This is a genomic window from Wolbachia endosymbiont (group A) of Aleiodes leptofemur, assembly GCF_964028465.1.
In the GTDB taxonomy this organism is placed as follows: Bacteria; Pseudomonadota; Alphaproteobacteria; order Rickettsiales; family Anaplasmataceae; genus Wolbachia; species Wolbachia pipientis.
The window spans coordinates 1,213,847-1,237,324 of record NZ_OZ034782.1; the positions used below are offsets into that span (position 1 = coordinate 1,213,847).

21 protein-coding genes, 3 tRNA genes, 1 rRNA gene and 1 pseudogene are annotated in these 23,478 nt (G+C 35.9%); 16 read left to right on the plus strand and 10 right to left on the minus strand.

Annotation, left to right across the window (positions count from 1 at the left end):
* Window positions 1-103: 103 nt before the first annotated feature.
* The 4 genes from ABWU67_RS06460 to ABWU67_RS06475 form a co-directional block, all read right to left on the minus strand.
* Window positions 104-1,342, minus strand: a complete 1,239-nt coding sequence (locus tag ABWU67_RS06460; RefSeq protein WP_353281975.1) for a hypothetical protein — start codon at window positions 1,340-1,342, stop codon at window positions 104-106.
* Between the two features lie 84 nt (window positions 1,343-1,426).
* Entirely contained in the window at window positions 1,427-1,783 is a 357-nt protein-coding gene (sdhD, locus tag ABWU67_RS06465) for a succinate dehydrogenase, hydrophobic membrane anchor protein (RefSeq protein WP_010963113.1), read from the minus strand.
* Window positions 1,780-2,157, minus strand: a complete 378-nt coding sequence (gene sdhC, locus ABWU67_RS06470) for a succinate dehydrogenase, cytochrome b556 subunit (protein ID WP_010963112.1) — start codon at window positions 2,155-2,157, stop codon at window positions 1,780-1,782. Before sdhC ends, sdhD begins: the two co-directional genes overlap by 4 nt.
* Window positions 2,158-2,257: 100 nt before the next feature.
* Window positions 2,258-3,762, minus strand: a 16S ribosomal RNA gene (locus ABWU67_RS06475).
* A 153-nt stretch (window positions 3,763-3,915) separates the two neighbouring features.
* On the opposite strand from ABWU67_RS06475, the gene ABWU67_RS06480 reads away from it, so the two are divergent.
* Window positions 3,916-4,530: a hypothetical protein gene (locus ABWU67_RS06480; RefSeq protein ID WP_264705839.1), complete on the plus strand. Its 615-nt coding sequence runs from the start codon at window positions 3,916-3,918 to the stop codon at window positions 4,528-4,530.
* Window positions 4,531-5,002: 472 nt separating this feature from the next.
* Here ABWU67_RS06480 and ABWU67_RS06485 read toward each other — a convergent pair.
* The 4 genes and pseudogenes from ABWU67_RS06485 to ABWU67_RS06500 all read right to left on the minus strand — a co-directional run bounded on the left by ABWU67_RS06485 (window position 5,003) and on the right by ABWU67_RS06500 (window position 10,559).
* Window positions 5,003-5,861 (minus strand): annotated as a pseudogene (locus ABWU67_RS06485) (IS630 family transposase).
* Between the two features lie 436 nt (window positions 5,862-6,297).
* Window positions 6,298-7,149 (minus strand): ParB/RepB/Spo0J family partition protein, encoded by an 852-nt coding sequence (locus tag ABWU67_RS06490; protein ID WP_264329416.1) that lies wholly within the window; start codon window positions 7,147-7,149, stop codon window positions 6,298-6,300.
* On the minus strand, window positions 7,146-7,988 hold the full coding sequence (locus tag ABWU67_RS06495; protein ID WP_006280226.1) for a ParA family protein: 843 nt from the start codon (window positions 7,986-7,988) through the stop codon (window positions 7,146-7,148). Before ABWU67_RS06495 ends, ABWU67_RS06490 begins: the two co-directional genes overlap by 4 nt.
* Before the next feature lie 90 nt (window positions 7,989-8,078).
* Entirely contained in the window at window positions 8,079-10,559 is a 2,481-nt protein-coding gene (locus ABWU67_RS06500; RefSeq protein ID WP_353281977.1) for a response regulator, read from the minus strand.
* Window positions 10,560-10,719: 160 nt separating this feature from the next.
* Here ABWU67_RS06500 and hemF point away from each other — a divergent pair, with 160 nt between their 5' ends.
* The 9 genes from hemF (at window position 10,720) to sucD (ending at window position 16,451) form a co-directional block, all read left to right on the plus strand.
* Entirely contained in the window at window positions 10,720-11,544 is an 825-nt protein-coding gene (gene hemF, locus ABWU67_RS06505; RefSeq protein ID WP_341822006.1) for an oxygen-dependent coproporphyrinogen oxidase, read from the plus strand.
* Window positions 11,545-11,625: 81 nt separating this feature from the next.
* A complete protein-coding gene (locus ABWU67_RS06510) occupies window positions 11,626-12,423 on the plus strand; it encodes a hypothetical protein (protein WP_244663027.1) in 798 nt (265 codons plus the stop codon).
* A 50-nt stretch (window positions 12,424-12,473) separates the two neighbouring features.
* Complete coding sequence (locus ABWU67_RS06515) at window positions 12,474-12,836, plus strand: hypothetical protein (RefSeq protein WP_223823129.1); 363 nt, start codon at window positions 12,474-12,476, stop codon at window positions 12,834-12,836.
* A 68-nt stretch (window positions 12,837-12,904) separates the two neighbouring features.
* Window positions 12,905-12,976 (plus strand) — tRNA-Glu (locus tag ABWU67_RS06520).
* Window positions 12,977-13,004: 28 nt separating this feature from the next.
* The gene (locus tag ABWU67_RS06525) at window positions 13,005-13,691 is read left to right on the plus strand and encodes a 16S rRNA (uracil(1498)-N(3))-methyltransferase (protein WP_006279818.1); all 687 of its coding nucleotides are present in this window, start codon (window positions 13,005-13,007) and stop codon (window positions 13,689-13,691) included.
* A gap of 218 nt (window positions 13,692-13,909) precedes the next feature.
* Window positions 13,910-13,983, plus strand: a tRNA-Pro gene (locus tag ABWU67_RS06530).
* Between the two features lie 199 nt (window positions 13,984-14,182).
* Entirely contained in the window at window positions 14,183-14,383 is a 201-nt protein-coding gene (gene rpsU / locus ABWU67_RS06535; RefSeq protein ID WP_006279819.1) for a 30S ribosomal protein S21, read from the plus strand.
* 37 nt (window positions 14,384-14,420) lie between these two features.
* Window positions 14,421-15,572, plus strand: a complete 1,152-nt coding sequence (gene sucC / locus ABWU67_RS06540) for an ADP-forming succinate--CoA ligase subunit beta (protein ID WP_006279820.1) — start codon at window positions 14,421-14,423, stop codon at window positions 15,570-15,572.
* Window positions 15,573-15,575: 3 nt separating this feature from the next.
* Window positions 15,576-16,451, plus strand: coding sequence for a succinate--CoA ligase subunit alpha (gene sucD, locus ABWU67_RS06545; protein ID WP_341821949.1), 876 nt, complete (start codon window positions 15,576-15,578; stop codon window positions 16,449-16,451).
* An 8-nt stretch (window positions 16,452-16,459) separates the two neighbouring features.
* Here the strand turns inward: sucD and dapF are convergent, their stop codons facing one another.
* Both dapF and ABWU67_RS06555 read right to left on the minus strand, forming a co-directional pair.
* On the minus strand, window positions 16,460-17,248 hold the full coding sequence (dapF, locus tag ABWU67_RS06550; RefSeq protein WP_353282240.1) for a diaminopimelate epimerase: 789 nt from the start codon (window positions 17,246-17,248) through the stop codon (window positions 16,460-16,462).
* Window positions 17,229-17,816: a nitroreductase family protein gene (locus ABWU67_RS06555; RefSeq protein ID WP_264329414.1), complete on the minus strand. Its 588-nt coding sequence runs from the start codon at window positions 17,814-17,816 to the stop codon at window positions 17,229-17,231. The genes dapF and ABWU67_RS06555 overlap by 20 nt, the downstream gene beginning before the upstream one ends.
* Window positions 17,817-17,901: 85 nt before the next feature.
* Here ABWU67_RS06555 and ABWU67_RS06560 point away from each other — a divergent pair, with 85 nt between their 5' ends.
* The 6 genes from ABWU67_RS06560 (at window position 17,902) to petA (ending at window position 23,460) form a co-directional block, all read left to right on the plus strand.
* A complete protein-coding gene (locus ABWU67_RS06560) occupies window positions 17,902-18,429 on the plus strand; it encodes a biotin transporter BioY (RefSeq protein WP_151807512.1) in 528 nt (175 codons plus the stop codon).
* On the plus strand, window positions 18,426-18,815 hold the full coding sequence (locus tag ABWU67_RS06565; protein ID WP_209472357.1) for a DUF1284 domain-containing protein: 390 nt from the start codon (window positions 18,426-18,428) through the stop codon (window positions 18,813-18,815). Before ABWU67_RS06560 ends, ABWU67_RS06565 begins: the two co-directional genes overlap by 4 nt.
* Window positions 18,816-18,983: 168 nt before the next feature.
* Complete coding sequence (locus tag ABWU67_RS06570) at window positions 18,984-19,859, plus strand: tetratricopeptide repeat protein (protein ID WP_007548480.1); 876 nt, start codon at window positions 18,984-18,986, stop codon at window positions 19,857-19,859.
* An 81-nt stretch (window positions 19,860-19,940) separates the two neighbouring features.
* Window positions 19,941-20,013, plus strand: a tRNA-Val gene (locus tag ABWU67_RS06575).
* Between the two features lie 52 nt (window positions 20,014-20,065).
* On the plus strand, window positions 20,066-22,768 hold the full coding sequence (gene gyrA / locus ABWU67_RS06580; protein ID WP_353281978.1) for a DNA topoisomerase (ATP-hydrolyzing) subunit A: 2,703 nt from the start codon (window positions 20,066-20,068) through the stop codon (window positions 22,766-22,768).
* A gap of 92 nt (window positions 22,769-22,860) precedes the next feature.
* Window positions 22,861-23,460, plus strand: a complete 600-nt coding sequence (gene petA / locus ABWU67_RS06585; protein WP_010963095.1) for a ubiquinol-cytochrome c reductase iron-sulfur subunit — start codon at window positions 22,861-22,863, stop codon at window positions 23,458-23,460.
* Window positions 23,461-23,478: the final 18 nt, after the last annotated feature.

The following is a 23,478-nucleotide window of genomic DNA, read 5'->3' on the forward strand; positions in this document are numbered from 1 at the left end:
ATATTAATTAAATAATTAATATCTTATACTGAGGGCAAAATACATGCAAGTTTTTGTTGTGGAATAGTTAATAAAGAAAGTAAATGTTGATTTAAAGTAATTGCTAATGAGAGTGATCATGTGTAGCGCCTTGCCCTTGCTGTGAATTTCTTCTATTTTGTAATTCCTCAACATGACCTTTTCTTTTATCACTTAATATTTCATTACCCTTATTTTGTTCTTCCTCAGGACTCTTTAGTATTTCATTACTCTTGCTAACTTCTTTATCATCCCCTTGTTTCTTTGGCCTTCTAGCGTTAAGCTCATCCCATGTGCCCACTAGTGAATCACGATTCCCATGATCCGGCTTTAGCCTTTCTTCACCTTTAATAACATTAAAGTCACTTTTTGCTTCTTCCAAACATCCTTTCAGTTGGTGTTTCCACATGGTGTAGTAAGCATCACCATATTTTTTCTCATTTGCTACAAACAATAAAATTGGAGCCTTAAGTATGGTAGCTCCCATATCCACTAAATTTTTTACTGCCATTGCAGGAGTAAATAAAAGATAACCAAAAGACTTTGCAATTGGGTTTTGTTCGCTTATTAAATGCTCCCCTAACTTTATAGGAAGAGAAGTCAACAATTTAGTACAAACTTTAGCTAAACTTGTAGCAAAAACGATAGGAACAGATATAAGACTTTTATCTAGCTCTAGATTACCATTCTGATCTCTAATTTCTGAAAAATGGGTGCTTAGCTTCTTGTAATCACTAGTGTATAATAATTCTCCATTTCTTCCTTTTTCATCAACAACTTCCTGAACTTTACCTTCTTTATTTTTTACCTCTTTAGTTAGCACAGAAGAATTAGTTAATTCAAATGGATATTGAGGATCCTTAGTTTTTTCAGCTTCAAAAATTGGCACGTGTTTTTTCAAATCCATTCTCGAAAAGCCTAATGGCTCAAAATATGACTTATGCAACTCATTTATCAGAATTTGCTTACCCTGATTGTCTATATAATTGATAGTAAAATAAGATCTATCATTATCTTTATCTTTGGTAACTAAAGATAATCTGAAACTTGGTTGTTCTCCATTCTCATCTTTTTGACCATACAAAAGTTTATAGGTTGGATTTTTATCTTTATCTAGTATAGCATTTCCATGCATATCCCTGTTTTCTATGATTTTAGCAGACTGTACAATTTGATCATAATTTTTTGGATACTGGCATTTCCTTCCATCATACATCATTACCTTTCTAAGGTCTTCGACGTAAACTTGAGATTCAGGTGAAGTAAGCAGACCTTTTGCTTTAAGTGTAAGATCTATTGCTCCCTTTTTTAATGCTTCAAACATATTGTCAAACCAAAATCGCTATAATGCTATAGTTCAATAATAAAACTAGTACACTAATAATATATTAACACAGCACCGGTGATTTTACAAGAAAATATGCCTGTAGAAGATAAAGATTGTAAAAGCGAGGGTTATATAAGTAATGCTTGATAAGTACTTTATGCATGTAATTGTAAAAATCCTCAAAGGTACGCTGTGTATATAATCTTCGCATACTACCTGCATTCCAAGAACTGCGTGCCAAAAAATGCAAAACAACAATACAACAAAAAATAAAAGCTCTAGAGGGTGATTAATAAATTTTTCACTAAAAGACAAAGAGCTATCAGTATAAAATGTGCAAGAAAATGAATAGATAAACCAAGGAAACAGGAACAGTAAAATTACCGCAGAAACACGCTGAACCCACCAATGATGTACTGAATTTCCAGACTGACTCATATAAACATAAATAAAAAAGCCATAGTAGAAAGAAGTAGCGTTACTGTCAGCAGTATAGCACTCCTTGAAACGCCAGTAATTTCTAAATTAAGCCCAACATCCCACAATAAATGACGAATACCATTAAGAAAATGATATACAAAACTTATAAAACATAAGACATAAGCTAATTTAGCAACAGGAGTGAATAATAATGCATTTAAGTACCTTACTATAAGTAACTCAGGAAAGTAAACATGTAATATGAAATACCAAGAAAGTATCATTAATAAAAGGAATAGCAAGATACCAGTCAATCTATGCATAATAGAGAAAAAACTAGTAACTTGTACTTTATATATTTGTAAATGTGGAGAAAGAGGTCTATCACTCATAAAATTCCGTTATCGGGAAATTAAAATAAAGTAGAAGTAAAGACAGCAGTATAGCACATAACAACACCATCATTAAAAATGGTAAATTATGTGCAAAGCCTAAGGAGGTAATCCAGCTGCAGATTCCCCTACTGCTACCTTGTTACGACTTCACCCCAGTCACCGATCCCACTTTAAATAACTCCCTCCTTGCGGTTAGGTCGTTAGCTTCGAGTGAAACCAATTCCCATGGCGTGACGGGCAGTGTGTACAAGACCCGAGAACGTATTCACCGTGGCGTGCTGATCCACGATTACTAGCGATTCCAACTTCATGCACTCGAGTTGCAGAGTACAATCCGAACTGAGATGGCTTTTAAGGGATTAGCTTAGCCTCGCGACTTTGCAGCCCATTGTAGCCACCATTGTAGCACGTGTGTAGCCCACTCCATAAGGGCCATGATGACTTGACATCATCCCCACCTTCCTCCAGTTTATCACTGGCAGTTTCCTTAAAGTCCCCAGCATTACCTGATGGTAACTAAGGATGAGGGTTGCGCTCGTTGCGGGACTTAACCCAACATCTCACGACACGAGCTGACGACAGCCATGCAACACCTGTGTGAAACCCGGCCGAACCGACCCTATCCCTTCGAATAGGTATAATTTCCATGTCAAGGAGTGGTAAGGTTTTTCGCGTTGCATCGAATTAAACCACATGCTCCACCGCTTGTGCGGGTCCCCGTCAATTCCTTTGAGTTTTAATCTTGCGACCGTAGTCCCCAGGCGGAATGTTTAACGCGTTAGCTGTAATACAGAAAGTAAAACTTCCCATATTTAACATTCATCGTTTACAGCGTGGACTACCAGGGTATCTAATCCTGTTTGCTCCCCACGCCTTCGCGCCTCAGCGTCAGATTTGAACCAGATAGACGCCTTCGCCACTGGTGTTCCTCCTAATATTTACGAATTTCACCTCTACACTAGGAATTCCTCTATCCTCTTTCAATCTCTAGATTAGCAGTTTTAAAAGCAATTCCAAGGTTGAGCCTTGGGATTTCACTTTTAACTTACTAATCCGCCTACGCGCCCTTTACGCCCAATAATTCCGAATAACGCTAGCCCTCTCCGTATTACCGCGGCTGCTGGCACGGAGTTAGCCAGGACTTCTTCTGTGAGTACCGTCATTATCTTCCTCACTAAAAGAGCTTTACAACCCAAAGGCCTTCTTCACTCATGCGGCATGGCTGGATCAGGCTTTCGCCCATTGTCCAATATTCCCCACTGCTGCCTCCCGTAGGAGTCTGGACCGTATCTCAGTTCCAGTGTGGCTGATCATCCTCTCAGATCAGCTATAGATCATTGCCTTGGTAGGCTATTACTCCACCAACTAGCTAATCTAATATAGGCTCATCTAATAGCAATAAATTTTTCCCCCGTAGGGCGTATACGGTATTAGTTGCCGTTTCCAACAATTATTCCGTACTACTAGGTAGATTCCTATACATTACTCACCCGTCTGCCACTAAGTTATACCATAGCAAGCTACAATATAACTCCGTTCGACTTGCATGTGTTAGGCCTGCCGCCAGCGTTCATTCTGAGCCAGGATCAAACTCTCAAATTTAGACTTCAACCTATAAAAGGTTGAGGGTACATCGGATAAATCCGACAAAAAATAATTTAGCTTAATACTGCTGTCTTTATTTCTACTTTAGAAATATTTTAATCTCCAACTATTCAAACAACTTTAAGAATATTATTATGTGATATAATCACTATGTCAATATGTTTTTGCAAATCAAAAGCATTAATGTATAAATATATAACTATTTGGAATATTACCATGAAAAAATACATCTTTCTGCTTGCACTCGCGCCAATGTTAGTTGGCATCACATTATACTTATTGCGCAACATTGATAACACAAAACAATCTATAACTGCAGGTGACAAGTTTTACGAAGTATTATTCTTAAAAAAAGATAATAAGCCGCTGCTAGAAGAAATAGATTCAAATTGGGAGTATTTAGCAAATTTTGAACGCGCATTCAATCATATCTCAGATTCAATGCCAACAGACACAGCATCTATTTATAATGATTTGGCAGATGATAAAGATGCTCCTAATGTTTTGCGTGAGTTAGCACAATATTTAGAAGTAATGAGCTTACTTCACTCCAACGGTGAAAAAATAAATAAAGATAAAATTGATAATTTAGAATCAAGTGCAGTGTATCCTTATTCAAGCCAAGAAGCTATCGCTGTAGTAAAGATACACAATAACGACATTAAAGGTGCAACTGAAGTATTGCGTTCCCTATTAAATGACAGAAAATGCCCTACTCTAATAAAGGCTAATGCACAAGAATTACTCAGGATATATGGGAGTTAACTCATTGGACTTTTTGCATAGCTTTTGGCAGCGCATTGGATGAAACGAAAAACTTCCTTGACAAGCCTCGCCAGCTCCCTTATCATAAAACTGAAGCTATTTATTTATCTTCGCAATCTGTGCAGGTTAATGAAAAAAAACTTAGGGTATTTGGCGTCTCATGTTTAATTTTTCGCACTACGTGCATCGCATGTCTTTAAAAATTTCTGGGTTTTTACCTATATAAGCCGAAACGCGCTTACAAAGCGTTTAAGACAGCAAAAAACGTCAAATTGACAAGGGAGAATTTGAATGCTAGCTACTACGGGGTTTCTTTGCCTTTTTTCCTGCTTAGTAAATTTCTTAAACACTTGCGGTGTAGGTTAGTTGCAAGTTAAAAGCAGCTAAATCGCTCTTAATCAAGCGTTTTAGAATAAAAAAACGCCGATATTTTAGTACATAGTATAGCATTTCTCATAATAGTCCGAATAGGTCATAGGAAGGCAGAATCAACAGCACGACGAAAGGATTCGAATAGAGGAATGTTTTTCCTGGCTCTGTTTTTTATAGCAAACCAATGATGCTCAATTTTGTTAAAATCTGGAGAATAAGGCGGCAGATACAAAATTTCTGCACCGACTCCTTTAGCGAGCTTGATAAGCTTATCAGACTTATGAAAAGTAGCATTATCAAGAATGACAGTTTGTCCAGGTTCTAAGATCGGTGCCAAAAATTGCTCAAACCATCCATTAAAAATATCCATATTACAGTGGCCTTCAAATGTTAATGGAGCAACTATCTTTCTTCTACTTAAGGCTGCAACCATGCTGATTCGTTGAGTTTTTTTTCCAGATTTTAGGGCATAAAATCGCTGTCCTTTCTGGCAATACCCATATGGATAGTCCTCCGTGTTATCAATCCCAGACTCATCTATATACACTAAGTTTTCTGGTTCTTTTGTTGCTATAATTTTTAAGAATTCAGCACGTTTTTCTTCGTTCCTTTCCTTGTATCCATATGTCTTTTTTTGCGCGTAAATCCAATTTTTCTGAGAGCTCGGTGGATCGTTTCGATACTAACGTTGCCCCAAAGTTTAGCCATTTCCGACAGAGTTTTTCTACCGTGTTTTTTAGCAAATTCGATAAACTTATTCCAGTCGATAATTTTCTGATTGTAACCTCCATTACCGAGTTTTTTGACTGAAAGTCGCCTGTTTCTTTTTTTCTTTGCTTCCACTCCCACAAAGTAGTTCGTCCAATTTTAAATCTTGCTGCCACTGCTTCTCTGCTTTCCCCTTCGTCTAGTGCTTCCATTGCTTTTTTTCTTAAATCATAACTATATGCTGCCGGCATCCAACCTCCTTATCGCCATCTATCCTTAATCTTATCATATCCGGACTTCTGTGGAAAGAGCTATACATGGTAAATAGCCAACCACCATGGGGTTTCTTTTGCCTTTTTTTTCATTTGGTAAATTTTTTAAATATTTATGGCTAAAGATTGCACGAATGTTGCAATTACAAAAACGATTTCTACTAGGGTGTCATCCCAGTGTCACGCACTGGGATGACACCATTCTTTTTCCTGGATCCAAGTAGTCAGGGCACTGGGATGACAGCTACCCTGACAATCGTCATCCCGCTGCTTGTTAGCGGATACCGCGGCGGTATGACGTAGAAGTTATACTTTTATGCTTACCAACTTAATAAAATTCCTGGATTCCAGTGTCAGCTACTTTCATGACACCAACAGTTGATATTGGTTTGTTGCTTTGCTAGCCAACTACTAGCTATGCCTCAAGTTTCCTATTCAAAATTTTCAATATCAAATCCAATTCATTTGGATTATCATACCGTATCATAACTTTACCCTTAGAATTGTTGTCATTAATTTTGATCTTTAAACCAAGTTGAGAAGATATAGCGCCCTCTATTACTGCCATATCTTGATTTTTAGTATATTTCCGCTCTTTTTGATTATTATTTTGGTGTAAGTCTTTTATCAATTTTTCAGTTTGTCTAACACTTAAGCCCTGAGAAACTATTTTTTCTGCGATACTTTCCGCATTTTCAACATTAATCAGTGTTCTTGCATGGCCCATAGACAATTTTTTTTCGTTGATCATTGTTTTCACCCTACAGGAAAGTGACAACATCCGAATCATATTGGTTATGTGGCTGCGGCTTTTGCCTATAGCTGAGGCTAGTTCCTCATGTGTATAGGAGAACTCATCTATCAGTTTCTTATACGCTTCACCTTCTTCTATTGGATTAATATCTTGTCTTTGTATGTTTTCAATAATGGATACTTCCAAGCATTCCTTGTCGTTCAAATCTTTTATGATAACCGGTGCACTATTAAGATTTGCAATCTTGCTTGCTCGCCAACGACGTTCTCCAGCTATTATTTCGTAACCATCATCATTTGAATCTTTGCGTACCACAATGGGCTGTATAATGCCACTCTTCTTTATCGAATTTGCAAGTTCTCTTAATGACTCCTCGTCAAAATGTTTCCTCGGTTGAAATTTACTTGGGTGCAGTAATGAAATAGGCAAATACTCTTGTCGATCTTCTTTATTATCATAATTATCGCCTATGAGACCGGCAAGACCTCTGCCGAGGCGTCTATCATCCTTCATACCACGCCCTCGCTCACTAGCTTCTTCTCCTTACAACTGCTCGCGTGCTTTTTTAAAATTTCCCTTGCCAAACTTATATACGCTTGTGCACCAGGACATTTAAGATCATACACAATAGCAGGTTTTCCATGAGAAGGTGCTTCTGATAACCGTACGTTACGTGGAATAACAGTCTCATACAATGGGATGATAGTTTTGTATACTTTATCATTTAAATACTGACAAATATCGTTTTTAATCTGCTCACTAAGTTTGTTGCGCCTGTCATACATTGTTAACACTATCCCTTCTATTGCCAAAAAAGGGTTTAGGTTATTCCTTTTTATTAGCTCCACAGTTTTAACTAAATGGCTTAATCCTTCCAGAGCAAAAAATTCACACTGAAGAGGAACAATAATAGAATTAGCAGCAGTCAAAGCATTTATGGTCAGAAGCCCAAGTGATGGAGGGCAATCGATGATTATATACTCATAATTATCGCGTATCTTCTCCAATGCGCTTTTTAGTACGAATTTTCCTCGCTCAAGTTGCGATAATTCAATTTCTGCAGCTGACAAATCAACTACTGACGAAATTAGCGATAAATTCGGAATTTCCTTTATATTGAAAATTGCCGATTCTATCAATTTATTTTCGCTGCTTAGTAGTATTTTGTATATGTTTTTTTCTTCCCTACTACGGTAAGAAATCCCGAGTCCGGTGCTAGCATTTCCTTGAGGATCAAGATCTACCAATAAAGTGCTTTTTCCCACAGCAGCAAAGGCTGTCGATAAATTTATACTAGTTGTGGTTTTGCCAACTCCACCCTTTTGATTTACTATTGCAATAATCTTGCTCACGCCTTTTATCTTATGTATAAAATAATTCTATTGTATATATGCAAGAAACTTTTGCATTAGAAAATTTTTTTGTTGTTAACCACACTAAAATTAGACTGTCTTTTTTGCTTTGTGTAACACACTTTGAACCTTGTTTCCTAATTCATTCAGAGTGAATGGTTTTGGCAAAAAGTGAAAATCTTCTATATTGATGTCATCACTCTTTAAAAAAGCATCTTCTGCATACCCAGAAATAAAAATAACGTTGATATTTGGCCTATGGATCAATGCTTCTTTAACTATTTCTGGGCCGCTCACCTCTGGCATGATTACATCAGTGATTATAAGATCTATATGTTGACTTTTTTTACTGATTATTTCTAGCGCCTCGCTGCCTATGCTTGCTTCTATTACATCAAATCCTTTTCTTTTGAGTGCTTTAGAGATGAATTCCCTTACTGAATCTTCATCTTCGATTAATAAAATTATACCATTACCTTTAATTTCACTTACTACCGGTTTTTCTGTTTCTTCACTATCTTCCTCTCTATCATTTTCATCTGATATGTAAACCATGGGCAAAAATATGCTAAATTTAGTTCCATGATTTACTTTGCTAGCAACATAGATGTATCCTTCAGTTTGTTTAATAATGCCATATACAGTAGAGAGGCCAAGACCTGTACCAGAGGTAATATCTTTGGTAGAAAAAAATGGATCAAAGATCTTTTCAGTTGTATCACTCGTCATTCCACATCCAGTATCAATTACTTCAATCACAACATAATTTCCATGTTCAATCGCTTCCTTGTCTGGAGAAAACATATCCTGAGGTGTAGAATTTAATGAGTCAATCTTTTGATTAAAGGTTCGTATAGTTAATTCTCCGCCCTTTTCCATAGCAGCACTAGCATTGACTGCTAAGTTAAGTATAACTTGCTCTAATTGCCCTTGATCAGCCCTAACAGCACCCAAGTCTCTACCATAATAAATATTAAATTTTATATTTTCACCTATTAATCTTTTTATCATTTCATAAAGATTAGCTATAGTATTATTTACATCAATAATTTTTGGCTGCAAGGTCTGTCTTCTTGAGAAAGCAAGCAATTGTCTTACTAAATTTGATCCACGCTTTGCATTTTGCTGTATCTGTATTATATCTCCAAAAGATGGGTCACCAGCTGAGTGTTGGAGTAAAAGCAAATCGCAAAATCCTATTATCCCAGTCAATATATTGTTGAAATCATGCGCAATACCACCTGCTAACTGCCCTATAGCTTGCATCTTTTGATAATGCTCAAGCTTTATCTCTAGGTTTTTGTGTTCAGTATTGTCAATAAAATAACAAAGTATGAAGATCATTTTATTATGAAGAAACTTATTGAAATATATTTTTATGTTATTACCGCCGTTGAGCTGTACATCAAAAGACGCATTATTTATTCTATTACTCGAAAAATATTCACGTATTTTCACATGATAACTATCCAATATCAACGTAAAGATTGAATTATTATCTGACCCTGCAAGCTTTATTAGTGCCGTATTTTTCTTTACAAAGTTGCCGTTTATGTCACATTGTGCAATAGCAATTGATGAATTTGCAAAACAAGGGTGTAATTGATAATCAACAATATTTGATTCGGTTGGTGTTATAAAGCCATATATATAGCTATGGTTGTATTTATCACAAAATATAGCAGTGCTCATATAAGCCTTGAATGGAATACCACTTATAGTAAAAAACAAAATTTCATTATCGGTTGTTGTATTGTTATATTTAGATTGAGATATAAAATCACTGATTGAGCTACCTTTTTCCAGTTTTTTTAGTTCAAATATGTCTAAAAATCTTTTATTTACAGATAAAATCACCCCTTTGGCATTTGCAATGTAAGTTCCTATGCTGTGTTTTTCTATTAACTCTTCATATATCTGCTCCTTGTTTATCTGTGTTGCTTTTAATACAAAATACCCATCTGGCCTTGCTATTGGCACTAATGATAAATTTAAAATCTTATTACTATTTATAGCAATTTGGGGATTATCTGGTATCGGCTCAAAGAGCAAAAGAAAGTTAGATACTCTATTCTTCTTGTTTAAGGAAATGCATACCTGTACAGAAGAGTTATTTTTTAGTGCATGATAGAGTACTTTTTTGTCTGCTTCTGAAACATCTCCTATTTCAAGAATCTTGCCTAACGTAATGTCATCATCTATATGATCTTTAAACCTTTCGTATAACCTTGCGTCAGCATAAATAATACCTTCATCTTTATGTAAAATAAGGCAAAATTCTGTATTATGATTTAGTGCATTTGCAAATATTGCATTTTGAAATTCTATAGTATTAAGTAGGTATCTGTAGCGTTTTACATTATACATCATAAAGAGAGTTGTTAGAATGCTAACTAATAAATTAATCTCTATATTAATATGCTGACTATATATATCAAAAAAGTAGAGTATCGATATTGCTACTGGAGGTAAGAGCATAATAACTGCCATCACAACAATTGACATTCCATAATTTCTTAGTATGAAGTCAACCCTGTTCTCTTTTTTGTTATCTATGTATCTTTTATTCATTATTGTTACTTGGCATTGTTGTACATACGAAAATGTTCTATTATATTGATTTAATTATTATAGATTTATTAACGTCTTTGATAGATAATTATCATCCAAATCTAATTAAGTTCCTTAAATATCAGATATAACAATGTTAATAAGCTAGCAAGAGGATATTATGGAAAAACAAAAAACACAAGCATTTAAATGGTTCTGTGCACTAAGAGATAAGATTATAGAATCTTTCTTATTAATTGAAAAACAATCATCCGCAGAGCCAAAAATCGAAAAGAGAAAGTGGGATCGCCCAGGTGGTGGAGGTGGTGAATCTACAATTATTTTTGGTAATGTTTTTGAAAAAGTTGGAGTAAACGTTTCAAAAGTACACGGAAAATTTGCAGATTCAGCCATTAATGAAATTCCTGGTGCAAGTGAAAGTAACGGAGAGTTCTGGGCAAGCGGTATATCTTTAGTGTCTCATATGCAATCGCCCCTTATCCCTGCAGCACATATGAACACAAGGCTGATATATACTTCAAAACAATGGTTTGGTGGAGGAATGGATTTTACGCCAATATATAGAAATGAAGAAGATTGCAAGTATATTCATGAATCAATCAAAATGACATGTGATAGATTTGACACCGGATATTATCCAAAATTTAAAGAGCAATGTGACAACTATTTTTTCTTACAACACAGAAAAGAGCCGCGTGGTATTGGTGGCATTTTCTATGATAATCTGAGTTCTAGCAACTGGAAAAACGATTTTGAGTTCACAAAAGCAGTAGGTGAAGCCTTTTTGGAAATTTATTTGCACATCATACGTAAACATATACAAAAATCTTGGACAAAAGAACAACGAGAAAATCAATTAATAAAACGTGGCAGATATGTAGAATTCAATCTGTTATACGATCGTGGCACAAGGTTTGGTTTAATGACTGACGGCAATCCAGATGCAATTATGATGTCAATGCCACCACTTGTTAAGTGGTTATAGAGAGCTGCTATTAGTAGAAAATAAATCATCATAGTTTAAAATTGTACCATGGTAGTGAGCTTTTATATAGGGGGTATAATCATGGGCATAATAGATAATTTTTTAATTAAATCTGTCAAAAACAATGACATAAAAGGTGTTAAACTGACTCTAATTCTCTATGATGCATTAAATAGTTTTAGAAAATTCTTTTCAAAGACTATGTCTCTCAAGAATACAGGATCATTTGATATAAATAATAATCAAGCTTTAAATCAGGCTTTAGGACATGCTACAGATCACAAAATAATGGAATTGCTGATTAATCGTGGAGCTGATATCCACTCAATAGATGAGAATGGAAAGAATGTTATAATTCGTGTTATTGAGAGTTTAGCAGAATCAAAAAATCTAAAATTGGATAGTGAGAAAAACTTACCAGCAGAGATAATTCTTCACCCCACAGTTTCCTTTTTACTAGGAAAAGGCGCAGAGTATTATTCTACAGATGATTTGAATGTTGAAGCTATACAACAAAAACCTCCTAGAACCTCTGAATATGAGCCAATAACTATGTACGCTGAGGTGAACAACAATGTAATACCACCTCAAAAACCTTCTAGAACTTTTGAGTATAAGCCAAAGAGCACTAATTATGATGCTTTGCCTTCAAAAGAGCCAATTTACGCTGAGGTGTATGATGCTAAGGTTAGTAACTCATTAGGGGAGAATGGTTATTTGAGTGTATCAGAAGAATCTATTTATGCTGAAATATATGATTCACATAAAAAATCCACTGAAAATTTATCATTGGAAGATAGTGGTTATTTGAGTATATCAGAAGAACCTATTTATTGCACTATAGATGATCTTTCAGAACAAAAAAGCCTACTAGCCTAAAACAGAAAGAGCCAGAACAGTCGTCAGAACCTATTTATGCTAGGGTAGATTTGTCCAAGAAAAGAGCAGAAAGAAAAGCAAAAGACATAAAAGCTAATTCTGGAACTTGCCATGGGTTAGTGCAAGATAAAGTGAATGATTGGCAAGTGAAGCTAAATGAGCTAAGTGCTAATAAGTCGATAAGTCAGCAACAGACTAATGATCAAAAAATTAAGACCAAGGCTGGCTTTAGTGTAGAAGAAATAAGGCAGAAATATGAGCGTAGAGATTCTGGCTACGATTCTGGCTATGATTCCGATACAAAAGTTGAACAACAATTAGAATTAGCTCCTAAATCTGAGATAGGTTCAGTGAGTATTGAGCATGGAGTAATAGGAGGCTGTCGATATAAGATTACTGATATATCCCTCTAACTATGTGATTCAAAATAATTGAATTGACTTTATATATGTAATCGATATAACCTAGTTAGATTCAAGTTGACTCTTTCGTCTAGTGGTTAGGACACCACCCTTTCACGGTGGTAACACGGGTTCAAATCCCGTAAGAGTCACTCAAGTAGAATATAATTAAAGTTTTGAATGGGAAAAATTAGGCTCTATGTTGAAGAAGCTTTATCACAAGGCGTGAGTTTAGCACTTAATCCACAACAAAGTCACTATATTTGCAATGTAATGCGGCTTAAGAAGTATGATAATCTCTCTCTTTTTAATGGAAAAGATGGAGAATGGTTAGGAGAAGTAGTTAATATATCGCGTAAATTGACAGAAGTTACACCCAAAGAATGCACTAAACAACAGCAATATGAGGAAAATTTATACCTGTATTGTGCCATGGTAAAAAGTGCTGCTTTGAACAACATAGTAAGACAGGCAACTGAAATGGGAGTAATCTGCATTCAATTTATTTCAACAGAACGTACAGTGGTAAAAAATATTAACCTAAGTAGAGCAAAATTACAAGCAATCGAAGCAGCGGAACAATCAGGTAGGATAAGTATACCAGAGATTTTGCCTCCTATTAACTTTTGTGAGTTACCTGATTCCCAAAGTAAAAATTTTGTTTTGTGTGATGAAACAGGTAAAGCTGACAAAGTGCTGAAAGGCAAAAAAAATGTTGCTATTATTGTTGGTCCTGAAGGTGGTTTTTCATCTTATGAACTTGATCTTGCCGATAAGTTTTGTCAAAAATTGAGTCTAGGAAAAAGAATTTTAAGGGTCGATACTGCTGTAGTTGCTGCACTCACTTTCACCAATTGGTGTAGCTAGATTTTTAAATATGGCTAAGGTTTGGGTCATAAAGAAATCTGGTTCAGTGTTGCGCGCACAAAAACCCTGTAGACTTTCTACGAAGCAGTCTGTTGTTAAAGAGGAGCTAATAAAAAACATATTCTAAGATAATATTAAATCTCATATTATATTTTTTCTAAAGTAAACAAATGAATCTTGCATTTTGCCTGAGTTATTGATACTCTGAGTAAAGAAGTCGGGGCGTAGCGCAGCCTGGTAGCGCATTTGGTTTGGGACCAAAGGGTCGGGAGTTCAAATCTCTCCGCCCCGATGTTAGTATAATTGTAAGAACGCTGTAACATAAGAGCAATCTCCATCAGTAAGCAAGTAGCTGACACTGGAATGACATTATTTACCATGTAAATTATGGCATATTACATTTTAACGCTCAAGTTTATAAAATAATTGACAATGTTAATTTTCTAATTTATAAATAGATTTTGAAATGATTACCGAAGGAGGTATAGAGTTTGATAGAAGTATCAGTCCATTATGGTGATGTAGACAGAGCTCTTCCAGTATTGAAAAAAACAATTCAAAAGGAAGGAAGAGGGTTGAAAATGAAAAAACAATATCATGAAAAAAAATCAGAAAAAAGAGCTAAAAAGAAAGCTGAAGCTAAAAAAAAGAGGTACCAACAAGAGTGCAGAAGGCAACGTTATGGTTGGTAGTTTGTACTCAAGTTAATAGTTTATCATTGGTTATTTTATGAATATTCACGAATATCAAGCGAAAGAAGTTTTGCATAAATTTAATGTCCCAGTGCCAAAAGGTTTTGTTGCTACATCTGCAGAAGAAGTAAAGACTCAAGTAAGTCAATTAAAATCTGACGTGTTTGTAGTTAAAGCTCAAATTCATGCAGGTGGTAGGGGTAAAGCCGGTGGCGTAAAGCTAGCAAAGTCAGTTGAAGAAGCTCAACAGTTTGTAAAGGACATGATTGGTATGACTTTAGTTACTCATCAAACAGGGCCAAGCGGGCAGCAAGTAAGAAAAGTGTACGTTGAAGAAGGCTCAAGCATTAAGAAAGAGTATTATTTAAGCCTGGTAATCGACCCGAAGCTCAGTAGGCCAATATTCATATTTTCCTCAGAAGGTGGAATGGACATCGAAGAAGTGGCAAAAAATTCTCCTGCAAAAATTGTGAAATTTGATATTGATCCTGCTACAAGTTTTGATAGCAGCAAGTTAAGCAGCAGTTTTCATTTGAGTCCAGAACAAATAGAAAAGATATCGAACATTGCAAAAAAAATATATGATGCGTTTATTGCAACTGATGCGAGCCAAATTGAAATTAATCCACTGGTTGAAACAAATTCTGGAGATTTTATTGCGCTCGATGCAAAAATTAATTTCGATGATAATGCTTTATATCGTCACCCAGAAATTATGGAACTTCGTGATTATGATGAGGAAGTGAAAGAAGAGATAGAGGCTTCAAAGTATGGGCTCAGTTACATCAAAATGGATGGCAGTATTGGTTGCATGGTAAATGGTGCAGGTCTTGCTATGGCAACAATGGATATAATAAAATACTACGGAGCAGAGCCTGCTAACTTTTTGGATGTTGGTGGTGGAGCGAGTAAAGAAACTGTAACTGAAGCATTTAAAATCATATTGTCTGATAGCAACGTAAAAGGAATTCTGGTTAACATATTTGGTGGTATAATGCGTTGCGATATTATCGCAAGTGGAATTGTTGCGGCTGCAAAAGAAATGAGCATTAAAGTTCCTCTAGTGGTTAGATTATCAGGTACTAATTTTGAAGAAGGAAAAAAAATTTTAGAAGAGTCAGGATTAAATATTATTGCTGCAGATGAGCTAGATGAAGCTGCGCAAAAGATAGTAAAAGAGGTAAAATAAAGCATGTCCGTTTTAGTAAACAAAGATACAAGATTAATATGCCAGGGTTTTACTGGTGCACAAGGCACATTTCATTCAGAGCAAGCAATTGATTACGGAACGAAAATGGTGGGAGGTGTAACTCCTGGAAAGGGTGGGAGCACTCACCTTAATTTACCGGTTTTTAATACTGTAGCAGAAGCCAAAGAAAAAACCGGTGCAAATGCTACAGTTATATATGTACCTGCTAAATTTGCTGCTGCTGCAATACTTGAAGCAATAGATGCAAAAATAGAATTGATAATTTGTATTACAGAGGGCATTCCTATACTTGATATGGTGAAAGTTAAGCGTGCGCTTATCGGCTCAAAAAGTCGATTGATTGGTCCCAACTGTCCGGGAATTATTATACCTGAAGAATGCAAAATAGGAATTATGCCTGGCCATATCCATAAGCGTGGACACATAGGAATTATGTCTCGCTCCGGAACTTTAACTTACGAGGCAGTAGCACAAACAACCGCTGTTGGTCTTGGTCAATCCACGTGTATCGGAATTGGGGGGGATCCAATTCATGGTATGACATTTGTCGACTGTATGGAGCTCTTTTTAAAAGATGACGATACTCATGGTATTGTAGTTATTGGTGAAATAGGTGGAAACGAAGAAGAAGATGTATCACATTTTGTGAAAACAGAAAAAACTAAAAAGCCAATCGTTGGTTTTGTAGCAGGCCAAACGGCACCTCCAGGAAGACGTATGGGACACGCTGGAGCAATCATCTCCTCCAGCGGTGGAAGTGCTGGTGCAAAACTAGAAGTTATGCGGAGTGCCGGAATTGCAATTGCTGAAACCCCTGCAGTAATTGGTAAGAAGGTATTGGAAGTAATGCATCACTAGAATTAGGGTCACAAAAACCCTATATCACCGGTCATGAATACGTTATTTGCCCATTCGATTAATAACTTGCCTCCTGGTAAATTTACTGAAGTCTGTTGGGCAACCAGATATCCACGTAGTGTGGATGCAACAAGTGCTGCACAGGCTGCACTACCGCATGATGCAGTAATGCCTGTACCTCTTTCCCAAACTCTTAAAGCTATTTCTCCAGACTTTTCAACTTGTGCAATACTAATATTAATTTTCTGAGGAAATAATACGTGACTTTCCAACTTTGATCCTAAACTTTGCAATGCTATTTCATTTACGTTATCAACAAAAAAAACTATGTGAGGATTACCAATATTTACTGCAACAGGATCTTTTAGCATTTCAAGCTCTATAGGTAAGTGAAGAGTGTCACACTCAGTAGACAAGGGAATTTCATGCCATTTTAGCAAAGGTTTGCCCATGTTAACCTTTATGGATTTATCACCCACTTTAAAACACTCTAAAATGCGTTTGTTTACCAGCTCAATAGTGATATACTCAGTACCTTTTTCTGACATTATCAAATATCCAACACAGCGTGCTGCGTTTCCGCACATTTCAGCTCGACTGCCATCAGCATTATAGATATGCATAAAACAGTCTGCAGCATTAGACATTGTTATAATTATCACTTGATCACAACTGCTTTGATCAGCAATTTGTCTATGGTTCCAGTCTAAATTGTTTGTTGAACGTGAGTCTATGATAACGAAGTTGTTACCAGTGCCGTGCATTTTGATAAAATTTTCAGGACCTTGGCCACTCATCATAAAAAAACATTTCTTCTATTGGTCTCCTTTTTTTCTTACTTGTTTCAGCGCCCTCTTCTTCGTAACCAACCGCTATCACTGACATTACGTTAAAGTCATTGGGTATATTGAACTCTTTCACTATTTTATCTCTATCAAATCCACCCATTTGATGGGCCATTAAGTTCATAACTGCAGCTTGTAACATAAGTCCATAATTCGCTGCACCAGTATCGTGATTAGCCCAAAAATTTTCACCTTTATCAGATTTGCGGAAATTCTTAGCGCTTAAAGATATGATTAACACTTGTGCATCTTTTGCCCACTTTTGATTAGATTCATCAAGGCAATTTAGCAGCTTTTCCCATGCGCTTTGATTGTTCTGTTTGTTGCATATTACGTATCTCCAGGGTTCATCACCAAAACATGAGGGAGTCAGCCTTACAGCTTCCATTAAAATATCCATGTCTTCCTGAGATATTGCTCTTGTAGGATCGTATGAACGTCCGCTGTGTCTTGCTTTCATCAACGATAATAGATCTTGTTTACTCATCATTTTTAATTTAATAGTGCATAAATAATTCATTGTAGCACAATATAAGCAAAATTTAAATTGCAAAACCTCTCATACACATATATTACATTTAATAAGTTATTTTTATTGGGAAGGTATGTTTATAACACAATCTAGCAGCAGATCAACACTGGCTGAAATATTGTCTTGCGTTTTACTTTTATTCTTGATGGCTCAAATAAGTATACCATTGCAGCCTGTGCCTATCACATTGCAAACTTTAGGAGTAATGCTTATTGGGCTTAAATTTAACCGCAGAACAGCATTCTATTCTGTGCTTACATATCTATCACTTGGTGCAGCAGGATTGCCTGTTCTTGCAAATTTTTCTGGTGGTTATCACGCTCTCCTTGGACCAACAGGTGGATATTTAATTGGCTGTTTAGCTGCTGTTATGGTAATGAGCAAAGTAAATGAATTACTGAACTCTAAGTATAAATCATTTGTATGTAATTCTTTAAGTTGTCTGGCTGGTACAGTTGTAATCTTTATTTGTGGTGTTAGTTGGCTTGCTGTTTACTTGGGTCTGGAACAAGCAATAATGGTGGGTGTTTTACCATTTATCCTTCCTGGTTTGATAAAAATTTTTCTACTTGTAGCAGCTTTGCAATATTTGAAAAAATGATAAAATTTCGCCCTCATCATTTTATGTGCACCCTCGCGTTTCGGGGATATGGGTATTCTCAGGGTTTTGTAGAAAATTATAAAAGGATAGCAAGCAAAGTAATTAGTACTCAAATCGAAGTAGTTGGTAACCTTGATAATATCTGTAGTGCTTGTCCAAATCAGACTAAACAAGGTAAATGCACCACACAAGCTAAAGTTTTAGAGCTAGATAGAAGGCATATGGAAATTTTAGGAATTAAAATTGGCGAGACTTTGACCTGGAGTGAAGCGGTAGAAAAGATTAGGGAGAAAATGTCTTTAGAGAAATTCGAGTACGCATGTGAGGGGTGCAACTGGCAGCCATATGGAATATGTAAAAATGCCCTTTTAAATCTACAAAGGTAGTTGACAAAATGTTAAGATAAATTGAAGCATTTTTGTGGAAATAAAGCGAAATATGGAAGACAAAAGATAAATGCATTCTGAAAGGCTACACAGCATGTTCGTCCCGCTAATTAATAATATCTTTATTATTGTATGAGATAGGTAATTTAGCATTTATGAATTTGTAATGTGTTGCATATAGCTCAAAGAAATAAGGTTTACTGGTTACACGCTGCAGCCAATGCCACAACACTAGGACCTATGTTTATCTGCATGTTAATTTGCGTTGTGATTTTATGGAGGTCTTCTGTTACCTATGCTAGTGAAAATTTGGAGATACAGAAGGCCTTTGATAGTGTTGTCAAGCATATAAAAGCTGATAAAAAATATAAAGATCTTGATGTTATTGAGAGAAAAAGTGATAAATTTAACATCAAAATTGCGCAGAATTCTGGCAAGAGTTTTGACATATACTCTACTTTAAAAAAAGCAAAAGATTCCTTTGAATCAGGAGATAATGAAACAGCTATTTCTCTCCTTAATCAGATCATTGCAAAGTTTCCTTATCATAAAAATGCTTTAATTGGATTGGGAAATATTTATTACGCTAATAAAGAATACAAAAAAGCTGTAGAGATTTACACAAGACTGTTAAAAGAACACCCTAGTAACCCTTACATATTAAAAAATTTTCTGACGATAATCTCACAATATGATCCTGATCTGGCGTTGAGTGAAATGTTAAAATTGTATGATATACATAAAAATTATGCTCCTTTATTAGCAAATTTAGGTCTGATCTATATGAAAAAGGAGGATTATGTAAAAGGTAAAGAGTATATGATAACTGCTATTTCCCTCGATGAAAACAATATTTTTTATACTTATAATTTAGCTGTTATTCTAGATAAACTTTCAGATTTTCAAAATGCTACAATATTCTACTTAAAGTTGTTAAACATGGCTACAACTTCGAAAGATGTGAGTGAAAAAATACCTTTATACAAAGTGACAGCAAGACTAAAATTTATAAAACTTCACAGCACGCACCCAAAGATTTCATAAAAGCTTATAGCTTACCTAAAGCTAATTTATCGCTATTTTTGTTTACAATAATAATATTGAGCTATAGAATTAGATCTAAAGGGGCAATTAGCTCAGCTGGTAGAGCATCTCGTTTACACCGAGGAGGTCGGCAGTTCAAGTCTGTCATTGCCCATTTGCTTAACTGAATGTTAGTATTATTAATTACTTCAATTAAAGTATAGAAAATGCAGGATAATATAGTACCAATCTCAATAGTAAAAGAGCTGGAAGATTCTTATCTTTCCTACGCAATGAGCGTTATCATAAGCAGGGCTATACCTGACGTGCGGGATGGATTTAAACCTGTTCATAGGCGTATATTATATGCAATGTCGAGAGCTGGATTCGATGCCGGTAAGCCATATAAAAAAGCGGCTCGTATAGTTGGGGACGTAATGGGGAAATATCACCCACATGGTGATGCAGCTATTTACGATTCCTTGGTTAGGATGGCTCAAGATTTCTCCCTTCTTTTACCGCTTATTGATGGGCAAGGTAACTTTGGTTCGATAGATGGAGATCCACCAGCTTCAATGCGATACACAGAAGCAAGACTTCAAAAAGTGTCACACTTTTTACTGAATGATATTGATGAAGATACAGTTGATTTTAGGACAAACTACGATGGAAATGAAACAGAGCCTGTTGTGCTGCCTGCAGAGTTTCCGAATCTATTGGTAAACGGTGCAAGTGGTGTTGCAGTTGGTATGGCAACCAATATTCCTTCTCACAACCTTGGAGAAATAATAGATGCTTGTATATTATATGTAGATAATCCTGAAGTTACTTTGGATGAGTTACTTGAAGTGATGCCAGGGCCGGATTTTCCAACTGGGGGAACAATTCTTGGAAGGTCTGGAATAAGATCAGCATTTGCAACTGGTCGTGGATCAATTGTTGTGCAAGGCAAGACTCATATAGAAGATCTGCCACAAGATAGGCAAGCAATAGTGATTGATGAAATACCTTACCAGGTAAATAAAGTAAAATTAATTGAGAAGATAGGTGAGCTTGTAAAAGAAAAAAGAATTGATGGTATAACAGAAATTAGGGATGAGTCCGATAAGTCTGGTATTAGAGTAGTAATTGACCTCAAAAGAAATGCTGAAGCAAGTTTTATACTTAATCAAATATTGGGGCTAACTCCACTAAGAAGTAGTTTTAGTGTTAACACTTTAGTGCTCAATAACAACAGGCCTGCTTTGATGTCATTGAAAGAAATCATAGAGGCCTTTATTGATTTTAGAAAAGAAGTGTTAATCAGGAGAACAGAATTTCGTCTAAGAAAAACGAGAGAAAAAGCTCATATATATATAGGGCTCTACATTGCGGTCCTCAGCATAGATGAAGTGATAAAAATCATCCGCGGTGCAAAAGATCCTGCGGAAGCAAGTAGAGAACTTTTAAATAAAGAATGGAAAACTTCGAATGAAATCAACACTATTATCGAGTTGATTTCAGATAGCGCAAGTTTTTTGAAAGATGGAGTGTATAGATTAACTGAGCTACAAATTAAAGCTATCCTTGATATGAAACTGCAGCGTTTAACAGGCCTTGAAAAAGACAAATTAGAAGCTGAGCTAAGTTCAATGATCAACCTGATAAAAGAATATATCGCTTTTCTTGGCTCAGGAGAGAAGTTGATGAAAGAAATAAAAAACAATCTACAAGAAATAAAGAACAGATTTGCTGTGCCGCGAAAAACTTCAATAGAAGAGTCAGACGCGGACATTGAAGCTGAAGATCTAATTCCACAAGAGGATATGGTGATAACCGTAACTATGAATGGTTATATCAAGCGTGTAAAACTTTCTCACTACAGAACTCAGCGTCGTGGTGGAAAAGGAAAGCTAGGACAGGGATTAAAAGAAGAGGATGTAATCACAGAATTATTTGTTGGAAATACCCATACTAGCTTTTTATTCTTTTCTAACATTGGTCGAGTTTATAGATTAAAAGTTTATAAGTTACCTCTTGCAGAGCCAACCGCACGTGGAAGAGCACTTGTTAACATATTTCCGCTTAGCGATGGTGAAACTATAACTAATATCATGCCATTGCCAAGTGAAAATGACGAAAATCAAAACATAGTTTTTGCTACTGCCTATGGAAACATAAGGCGTAACTCCTTAGCGGACTTTCACTATATTCCAAGCAATGGAAAAATAGCAATAAAGCTCGATGAAGGAGACAAATTAGTATCGGTTAAGGTATGTAATGAAATTGACCATGTTTTACTTTCAACAACGCTTGGAAAAAGTATCAGATTTGTTGTAAGTGATGTGCGTCAATTTAAGAGTCGCAATTCAGATGGCGTAAGAGGTATCAAACTTGTAAAGAATGACAGCGTGATATCCATGACCATATTAAATGGGATAGGTGTAGCAACAGAAACAAAAGAACTTTACTTAAAAGTTCCACTTGCAAAAAGACTGGGGGCTGCAATTAATAACTCCATTGATTCTAAATTGGAAAAGACTTTGAATGATTTAGGAATAGATAACGAATTATTCTTAAAACTTGCAGTGAATGAGGAGTTTATATTAACTATTACTGAAAATGGCTTTGGTAAAAGAACTTCTGCGTATGAGTATAGAGTAACTAACAGGGGTGGTGTTGGTATCACCAATATTCTTACTACTAGCAGAAACGGTAATGTTGTTGCTAGTTTTCCAGTTGAGCAGGGTGATAATATAATGCTTATTACAGATAAAGGAAAGTTAATTCGCATTTCGGTCAATGAGATTAGAATTGCAGGACGCAGCACTCAAGGAGTCACTCTGTTTAAAACAGAAAGTAGAGAAAAAGTGGTGTCAGTAGCGAAAATTGAAGATCCTGATTCCACTGAAGATAGTATTTTTGAAGTTGAAAACTCTATCGCTTCTTAACCGTAGTATAGGTTAAACAAAAAGCGCAAGTTTTTGTTGATTAATACGCAGTATTTAAATTAAAATATATACTTATGGCTAAGTAAAGATCAATGGACAAAAAATTAACTAAAAATAAAAAACCACTGGCAGACAAAGAGGATAAAAAAACACCTCCTGTTAAAGATCTTACTAAAAATAAGAGTAGGAGAGATTTTATAACATTAACTACATGCGCTATGGCAGGTATAGGAGCTGCAAGCGGACTTTGGCCACTGGTTAAATCTATGAATCCTTCTGCTGAAGTTCTAGCAACTTCCACAGTGGAGGTGAATTTGTCTGGAATTCAGGAAGGACACGGAGTAAAAGTAAAGTGGCAAGGTAAACCAGTATTCATTCGTAGACGCACAAAGCAAGAAATTGAGGCTGCAAGAGCTGTGAATGTGAAGAGCTTGAGGGATCCTCAATTAGATGAGCAGAGAGTATACGAAGGAAAAGACGAATGGTTAATTATGCTTGGAATATGTACACATCTTGGGTGTGTACCGGTTGACCACGCTACAAGAGATGGTAATGGTTGGTTCTGTCCTTGCCACGGTTCATATTATGATACATCAGGTCGAGTAATTGGGGGTCCTGCACCGAAAAATATGGCTGTACCTGATTATTTTTTTCCCAGTGAGAATGTTGTGGTAATTGGCAAGAAGGCTTAACGAATATAAATAAACTCG